The sequence below is a fragment of the Dactylosporangium sp. NPDC051087 genome (genome assembly GCF_055586325.1).
In genome coordinates, this window is the sequence record NZ_JBVJIJ010000003.1 from 114978 (window position 1) to 122997 (window position 8020).

Sequence of the window (8020 nt, forward strand, 5' to 3'; positions counted from 1 at the left end):
TATTTGTGGTGTTTTGTTTTTTTCTTTGCTTGTTCCTTCCCCCCCCCCCCCCCCCCCCTCTCCCCCCCCCCCCCCCCCCCCCCCCCCCCCCCCCCCCCCCCCGCGTCCGACCGGCAGGGCAGCGGTCAGGTGAGCGTGGCGACCTGGTCCGTGGCGTGGCGCAACTGCGTGGTCAGGTCGGCGACGGTCTCGCTCTGGCGGGCGGCGACCTGGCGGGCGTCGGTGATGCTGGTGTCGATGCCGCCGATCGCGGCGGCGATGCGGTCCATCGCGGCGACCACCCCGTTCACGTCGCGGCGCAGGTCGTTGAGGGTCGCGGTGACCGTCTCGGTGGACTCGGCGGTGCTGCCGGCGAGGTTCTTCACCTCGTTCGCCACGACGCCGAAGCCGCGGCCCGCCGCACCCGCCCGGGACGCCTCGATGGTGGCGTTGAGCGCGAGGAGGTTGGTCTGGCGGGCGACGCCGTTGATGAAGCGCATGACGTCGTCGACCTTGCCGAGGCTGTCCTGCAGGGCGGTGACGAGCTCGGCGGTGCGGGTGTTCTCGGCGAGCATCTGATTGGCCGCGACGCGGGCGGCCTGGATGCGGGCGTCGATGTCGGCGGTCGCGGTGCCGACGGCGGTGACCTCGGCGGCGACCTGGGACAGCTGGCCGGACACGGCCCGGGAGGTGTCCGCGACCAGGGCCTGGGCCCGCGCCTGGGCCTGACGGTCGGCCTCGGTCCGCTCGGCCTCGGCGGTGACGGCCTCGCGCTGCCGGCGCTCCTGCTCGTCGTGCAGCTGCGCGTCGCGGGTGGCGAGGGAGTCGAGCACTGCGTCGATGGACCGGCCGAGCGCGGCGATGTCGTCGGCGCCCGTGGGATGGACGCGCAGCGCGGTGTCGCCGCCGCTGACGATCCGCTCCATGGTGCGGCGCAGCGGACCGACCCGGCGGCGCAGCGTGGCCCGGTTCAACCAGAGCATGAGCGCGGCGAGCAGTACGGTCGCCGCCGCCACGAACGCGAACAGCCGCAGCGCGGTCCGGCTCGCGGCGGCGTGGATCGGCCGTGGCTGCACCGTCTCCAGGACGATCCGCCCGCCGTCGACGGTCGGGATGACGGCGTCGACCGCGATGTGGTCCGCGCCGGTCACCGCGGTGCTGACGGAGAAGGTACCGACGGCGCTCTCGACGGCAGGCTGCGCGTCGGCGCCGCCCCGCACGGCGGCCACGGCCGTGAGCGGGAGGCCGACGGCGGCGCCGAGCGCGCCGAGCCGCTTCGCGTCGATCCGGCGGAGCAGGATCAGGCCGCCGGACGGGGAACCCTCGCCCGTGGTGGGGAAGGTGGCCAGGCCGCAGTAGAAGTACGGCGCCTCGGCCGTCACGATGCCGCAGCTGGCCGTGCCCGCCGGGGCGGCCGGGTCGAACAGCCTGCGCCGGACCGCTGGGTCGGCCAGCGCGCCGCCCGGCGCCTGGTAGGCGGCGGAGCTGCTGGTCATGCCGCCGACCCGTACGCCGCCGTCGACGCTCACCCCGATCAGGCCGTCGAGGTCGTAGACGGACGGCAGCGAGTCCGCGGGGTAGTTCCCTTCGAACGTGGCCGAGTCGGCCTCTTCGACGATCTTGTACATGACGTCCCACACCGCGTTGTTCGCGCCGAGGATCTGCAGGACCTGCGCCTGCCCGTCGAGCCCGATCCGCAGCCGCTCGGCGTCCTGCGCGGCCTGCCGGGCCTCCAGCGAGTCGAACGCCCCGGTGGTGATCTGCTGCATCACCAGGAACGCCGCGACGAGCGCGGCCAGCGCCCCGGCAACCGGTCCGGCGAGGCGCCGCAATCCAGCCATGCAGAGCCGTTCGGCGCCCACCAGCACGACCTGAGGGCAAAACGATGTTTAGACCGCACGTCTGGTGATCTGTTACCGGACGTGGCATGCTCGCTACAAAACGGGAGGGGAGTATTCCCCGCGGCAGCTGTCGTCAGCACGGTCGAACCCCATCCAGGGTTTGCCCCGGCACTGTCGGCCGTCCACGCGTCAACGGACGGCGGAAGAGACCTCCGGTGTCATCTGCACGCTCACGTCCGGCTCGGAGCCGGACGCGCGGGGTGCCGTGTCTGCCGGAGGTACGTCAATGGGCGCACTACCCGCGTTGGCTTTCCTGGTCCCTGTCGCGTGCGCGGCGATCTGGGCGACGGCCCGGGTTGTCCTCGTCCTCATCGTGCTGCGCGGCACGAAGCCCCGGGAACGGCCCGAGCTCCTGCGCGCGATGGCGCACCTCAGCCGTCCACAGGCGCTGCCGCGCCGCCGCCGGCCCCCTTCCGGCCCGTGAAGCTCACCAGGACGTGGCATCCTCTCGTGGTGATCGACACCCTGACCGAGCAGGACCTCGAGTCGTGCGCGTCGCTGTACGTCGCCACGTTCAACGCGCCGCCGTGGAGCGAGTCCTGGCGAGTCGAGGACGCCACGCGGCGCCTCGCGGACTTCCTCGCGACCCCACGCGCGCACGGTGTCTGCCTGAGAGCCCCGGACGGCGAGCTGCTGGGGTTCGCGATCGGACACCGGGAGCGCTCGGGCTCCGAGGATCACTTCCTGCTGCAGGAGATGTGCGTGCGGCCGGCCCGCCAAGGTCAGGGAAACGGCAGCGCGCTGCTCGAAGCCCTGACGGACCGGATGCCCGACGTCCGGCACTGGTACCTGCTGACCGCCCGGGACAGCGACGCCTCGGGGTTCTACGAGAAGCACGGCTTCAGGCCTGCCGCGCGGATGGCCGTGTTCGTCCGCCCGTGACGCTGCCGGCATCTGTACCTGGTCATCCCGCGGGTGGGTGGTCCCGCCACACGGACACGCGCCGCACGATGATGACGGCGAGGACCGCGGAGAGGATGCCGGTGCGCGTCTCGCTCATGCTCCACCACCTGTCGCCGCCCGTCGGCGGGTCCCTGGCGTCCTGACCCCGACATAGGTGCTCCCTTCGCGCCGCCGTCCCATCGACGACCACCGGCAGCTTCGAGGGCCGCCGTCCCGGGCGGGAAGGGGCAACGTCCCGCGGACACCTGGAACGCTCGCGGGCGCGGCGACCCCGACGGACCGGGCGAGGTGCGGTGGGGCGGGTCGCGGTGCCCGGGGTCGGCCGGGCACCGCGACGGCTGGTCAGGCGTCGGTCTTCTTGAGCTCGACGTAGTCGAGTTCGGCGTAGCCGGTGCCCTTCTGCAGGCGGATCCGGTTGGTGCTGGCGTTGAGCTGGACCGTCACCGCGGCGGTGCGGCCGGCGCGGTCCTGGGCCGGGCCGTCGAACCACGCGCCGGTGCTCGGGTAGGAGACGGTGCCCGCGGCGGCGCCGTTGACGGACACCTGGTGGGTGGACGTGGCGGTGGTGCCGTTGGCGTAGCCGACCTCGAGGCGGTAGGTGCCGGTCATCGGTGCCTCGACCGCGAACTCGACGGCGCTGTCCGGGAAGTCGATGCCGCCGACCTTGTCGGGGAACTCGTTCCAGCGGAAGCCGCCGATGCGGGCGTTGGTCACGGCGGCCAGCTCGGCCTCGTAGCGGTGCGTGTCGGGGCGCACGTCGATGAAGTCGACCTCCGCGTAGCCGGTGCCCTTGCCGAGGGTGATGGTGTTGGTACCGGCCCGCAACGCCACCCGTTTCGTGGTGGTGCGCAGCTCCGAGTTCGCCCAGCCGCTGGTGAGGTTCGGGTAGGTGACCGAGCCCTGCGGCTGGCCGTTGACGCGCACCGTGTGGGTGGCGTTCGCGGCCGTGGTGCCGTTGGCGTAGCGGACCGTCATCGTGTGGATGCCCGCCGACGCCGCCGTGACGGTGAAGGTGACGGCGCTGTCGGCGAAGTCGATGCCACCGACCCAGCCGTTGCCGGACGCGACGGCGCTGCCGGTCCGCGCCGCGGCGTTGACCCGCTGGGCGTTCTCCGCCTCGTACTTCGTGGGGTACGCGGCGGGTCCGGCGGCCGGTGAGATGAGGATGCGGTAGCCGTTGTAGCCCTCCATCCGGTGGACCGGCACGGTCAGCGCGCCCGAGGCGTCGACCGTCATGGTCTTGTCGACGAGGTTGAGCGGTGCGCTCTGCCAGTCGCCGCCGGCCTGGACGTTGCGGTCGGTGGCGAGCGGGTCGACCGTCCACACCGCCGAGTCGACGCGCACCCGGACGTTGCCGGTCAGGCCGCGCCGGGCAAGGCCCAGCACCCGCACGTCGACGTCGTTGTCCTCACCGCCGACGAGGATCTGCACGGTTCGGTTGCCCGCGTCCCAGCTGGCGACGCCGTCGGAGGCCAGGTAGCGCCGGGTGTCCCACCGGCTCACGTCGACGCGGGTGCCGGTCATCGCCTTGTACCACGCCATCATCTGCCAGCCGGCGTTCGGTTTGAGCCCCGCCGACGTGCGCCGCAGCGTGTTGCCCAGCAGCCCCGGGTTGGTGTAGATGCCCATCATCGCGTGGTCGACGTTGTACCGCTCGAACTCGGCCCAGTGCTTGATCATCGAACCGGGTACGCCCTCGAAGTCCTTCGCGGCGCCCGAGCCGTACTCCTCGATGACGACCGGCAGCGGGCGGCCGGGGATGCCGAGCTCGTTCTCCAGGGGGCGGTAGTACCGGCTGAGCGTCTCCGGCACGTCACCCGGGCTCGGGCCGAGGTTGTGCCAGCCGATCATGTTGGGCACGGTCCCGGTGTTGCGGGCGTTGACCAGGAAGTTGCGCATCTTCGTCTGCAGTTCGGGCTGCCAGCCGAGGTAGAACTCGTAGTTCGGTCCCATGATCGGGACGGTCGGGTCGATGGCGCGGATCCGCCGGTACGTAGCAGCCCACAGCCAGTTGAACTTCTCGTCGTAGGTGTTGCCGGGCACGGCGGCGTCCTGCGCGAACCCGCCCTGCAGCTTGTTGTCCGGCTCGTTGAACGGTGCGACGGCGAGCAGGATGTCCTTGTACGCCTGGATGGAGCGGGTCGCGCTGTCCACCTTGGCGTACCAGTCGGCGGTGCCCTTCCAGTCGTAGGGCCAGCCGCCCATGAGATCGTTGTAGCGCCCGATCATCTTGACGTCGGTGCTGCGCAGCTTGCCCACGACCGCCTCGGTCGACGTCGGGTAGGAGGCGTCGCCCTGGGCGCTCTGGTGCTGGCTGAGGTAGCGCTGCGAGGCGATCATCAGGTCGCGGGGCGTGTCCGGCGCGGCGGCCACCCCGAAGAGCGTCCCGAGCCCGGCCTTGCGCAGGTTGCCGAACTGGCGGTCGGTGTCCACGGTGATGGTGGACGCGGCCACGGCGGCGTCGGCGGTGCGCAGCTGCACTACCCCGACCGTCGCCAGGACCGCGGCCGCCAGCACGGCCGCGGTCATCACGGCACGGTGGTGGAACCTCATTCGAACCTCACCTTGGCGGAGGTGGGAACCGGCCCCGAGCAGGACCGATCACTTGGGAGCGCTCCCAATTCTCTCGATGGTTCGCCGGTACGGGCGCCGCCGTCGACCGTTTTCGAAACCCCGGCCGGTGATCGGCACGAAGGTCCCGGGCAGGGTCGGACGTCACGCCATGGGACCTCGCAGGATCTGCCACTGGCTCCAGGCGAGCTCGGGCTCGAGGTCCGCGTAGCCGCGCCCGCGTTCGAGCCGCTGCGCGTCGGCGTGGGTCATCATCATGCAGGCACCTTCGCCGGTGAGGCGTTCCACCTCCTCGCGGCGCAGGCCCCGGCCGGCCCGCTTCTCGGCGGCGGTGAGGACGGCGACCAGGGCGGGGATGAACACGGGCCGGAGCTCGCCGCGCGGGTCCGCCTCGCCTCCCTCGGGACCCATGCGCCAGGTGCCGAAGGGGTTGTGGCAGGCGTGGCCGCTCGGGTACGCGTCATCGGGCCAGCGCTCGAGACGGCGGCGAGGGGTGTCCAGGTCGGGCCGGAAGGTGTCGCCGCTGACCAGCACGGGATCCTCCGCCAGCTGGTACACGTTGAACTCGCCGAGGAGCCGGTTCGCCTCCGACGACGGGGCCTCGACCCGCGCGTCCGGCAACCCGAACGCGTGCATGCCGCAGGATCGCGCCCCACCGTGGTCCTGCAGCACCACGACGGCGCAGCGGTAGAGCGACCACGGGTCGCCGCCCTCGAGCGCCCGGATCCAGCTCGCGACGGGCCAGCCCAGCTTCGACTGCTCGAGCCGCACCCCCAGCGCTCCGGCGTCGCCCAGCGCGGCGATCAGCGCCGCCACCTGTCCCGCCGCCGCGCCGAGGTACACCGGCAGATCCAGCACCAGGGCGCTGCCGGCCGCGGCGACAGCGGACTGTTCCTCCGCCGGCATCGTGCCGAGAGCGAACGCCTGCCCGAACGATCCGTCGTTCTCCACCCACTCCGTCAGCGCGCGGAAGCCGAGGTCCGGCGACGTGAGCGACTCACCGTCCAGCGTCAGGCCGGAACGTCCGAGCGCGTCCTGCCACTGCGCCGCCGTCGCCGCGGTCCCCGGGACGAAGAGCCGCACACCGTACACGTGATCTTCAGCCATGCAGCGGAGGGTAGCGTCACCCGGCGCTCACCAGGTGCCGGTCGGGGCACATGCACATGCATCTGAACCGGTACGGTGCTCGCGTGACGACGCCGCCCTCTCCCTCCGGGCCGAACCCGGACGTACCCCCGTGGGGCGCACCTGCCCCCGCCCCGGGCATGCCGACCTCCGGCATTCCCACCTCCGGCATGCCCGCGTACGGGCCGCCGACCTCCGGGATGCCGGCGTACGGGCCGCCGACTTCTGGCGTGCCCGCGTTCGGACCGCCCACCTCTGGGATGCCCGCGTTCGGGCCGCCCACCTCTGGGATGCCCGCATTCGGACCGCCCACCTCTGGGATGCCGGCGTACGGGCCGCCGGACGGGTCCGGGATGCCGCCCGCAGGGCCGCCCGCCTGGAACGCGCCGGCTACCGGTGCCGTCATCGGCGGTCCGGGCACAGGGTGGCCGAGCGGTGCTCGGCCCGCGTCCACGGGCTCGAGGAACAAGGTGATCGTCGGCGTCGTCGCCGTCGTGCTCCTGCTGGTGTGCGGGGTCAGCGGGGTCGCGGCCTTCGTCGGCGGTGACCCGGAGCAGAAGCGGACGTCCTCGGGTGCGGCCGGCGGCGCGTCGGCGAGCCCGACGCCGAGCAAGGCACCGGAGCCGGTGACCGCCACCGCGTACCAGAACCTGCTGACCGAGGCCGACGCGCTGATGGGGCCGGCGTGGCAGAAGGTCGCCGCGGCGAAGAACCAGGCGGCGATGGTCGAGGCCGTCCAGGCGCTGTCCGAGGCGGTCAAGGCGAGCGGGCCCCGGTTCGCGTACCTGACCCCGCCGAAGGAGGCGGCCGCCGGGCACGAGCAGCTCAAGCGGGCGTTCGACTCGTTGAGCAGCGACGCCGGCGCGCTGGCCGGGTCCGCGAAGTCGGGCGAGATCTGCGCCGCTGCCTCCGCGGTCGCCCAGGTGACCAGCTCGCAGGCGGCGACCTACCTCCGGGAGGCGGCCAAGGCCTTCGGGTCCGCCTTCACGTTCGGCGCGTGGCTGCCGGCGCCGGTCGCCCAGCAGACCCGCACGCTGGGCAACGGCACCATGGTGAAGAAGGGGACCCTCAACGGTTCCGGCGAGTTCACGATCAACAACAGCGGCAGCGGTACCGACGTCGTCGTGAGCCTCGTCCCGAACGGCTCCAAGGTCGCGGCCTGGACGGTCTACGTCTCGGCCGGCAAGACGTTCAAGGTCAAGCGGGTCAAGGACGGCAACTACCAGGTCTTCATGGCCACCGGCGTCGACTGGGACGCGGGCGCCGCCGGGTTCACCCGCTCCTGCGAGTTCGAGAAGTTCGCGGACATCTTCGAGTTCAAGACCACGAGCCGGCAGTACACCACCTGGGAGATCACGCTCAAGGCCAGCGTCGGCGGCAACGCCGACACCGACTCGGTCGACCCCGGCGACTTCCCGCAGTGATCCGGTTCCGGCGGTGGGGGGGGGGGGGGGGGGCGTCGCCGGAGCGGGGGGGGTGGGGAAGGTGTCGGGTGAGAAAAACACATGTGGGTTCCCACAAGGGGTGACCACGCTCCTACT

At 72.2% G+C, this 8020-nt stretch carries 7 protein-coding genes; 4 read left to right on the forward strand and 3 right to left on the reverse strand.

Annotated features, from left to right (window positions below; translation table 11 throughout):
- Window positions 1-125 precede the first annotated feature (125 nt).
- Window positions 126-1820, reverse strand: coding sequence for a methyl-accepting chemotaxis protein (locus tag ACZ6TV_RS07195; protein WP_465296268.1), 1695 nt, complete (start codon window positions 1818-1820; stop codon window positions 126-128).
- A 304-nt stretch (window positions 1821-2124) separates the two neighbouring features.
- Here ACZ6TV_RS07195 and ACZ6TV_RS07200 point away from each other — a divergent pair, with 304 nt between their 5' ends.
- On the forward strand, window positions 2125-2304 hold the full coding sequence (locus ACZ6TV_RS07200; RefSeq protein WP_465296269.1) for a hypothetical protein: 180 nt from the start codon (window positions 2125-2127) through the stop codon (window positions 2302-2304).
- A gap of 29 nt (window positions 2305-2333) precedes the next feature.
- Window positions 2334-2762: a GNAT family N-acetyltransferase gene (locus tag ACZ6TV_RS07205; protein ID WP_465296270.1), complete on the forward strand. Its 429-nt coding sequence runs from the start codon at window positions 2334-2336 to the stop codon at window positions 2760-2762.
- Between the two features lie 363 nt (window positions 2763-3125).
- Here the strand turns inward: ACZ6TV_RS07205 and ACZ6TV_RS07210 are convergent, their stop codons facing one another.
- Complete coding sequence (locus tag ACZ6TV_RS07210) at window positions 3126-5312, reverse strand: CBM35 domain-containing protein (protein ID WP_465296271.1); 2187 nt, start codon at window positions 5310-5312, stop codon at window positions 3126-3128.
- 186 nt (window positions 5313-5498) lie between these two features.
- Complete coding sequence (locus ACZ6TV_RS07215) at window positions 5499-6461, reverse strand: hypothetical protein (RefSeq protein ID WP_465296272.1); 963 nt, start codon at window positions 6459-6461, stop codon at window positions 5499-5501.
- Between ACZ6TV_RS07215 and ACZ6TV_RS07220 the strand changes: the two genes are divergently transcribed.
- Entirely contained in the window at window positions 6460-7026 is a 567-nt protein-coding gene (locus ACZ6TV_RS07220) for a pentapeptide repeat-containing protein (RefSeq protein WP_465296273.1), read from the forward strand. The two genes, ACZ6TV_RS07215 and ACZ6TV_RS07220, sit on opposite strands and share 2 nt — an antisense overlap.
- The gene (locus tag ACZ6TV_RS07225; protein ID WP_465296274.1) at window positions 6950-7903 is read left to right on the forward strand and encodes a hypothetical protein; all 954 of its coding nucleotides are present in this window, start codon (window positions 6950-6952) and stop codon (window positions 7901-7903) included. The genes ACZ6TV_RS07220 and ACZ6TV_RS07225 overlap by 77 nt, the downstream gene beginning before the upstream one ends.
- Window positions 7904-8020: the final 117 nt, after the last annotated feature.

Coding starts and splice junctions, on each gene's coding strand:
- ACZ6TV_RS07210 (WP_465296271.1), bottom strand. CDS start 5,312: ATGACCGCGGCCGTGCTGGCGGCCGCGGTCCTGGCGACGGTCGGGGTA.
- ACZ6TV_RS07195 (WP_465296268.1), bottom strand. CDS start 1,820: ATGGCTGGATTGCGGCGCCTCGCCGGACCGGTTGCCGGGGCGCTGGCC.
- ACZ6TV_RS07220 (WP_465296273.1), top strand. CDS start 6,460: ATGCAGCGGAGGGTAGCGTCACCCGGCGCTCACCAGGTGCCGGTCGGG.
- ACZ6TV_RS07215 (WP_465296272.1), bottom strand. CDS start 6,461: ATGGCTGAAGATCACGTGTACGGTGTGCGGCTCTTCGTCCCGGGGACC.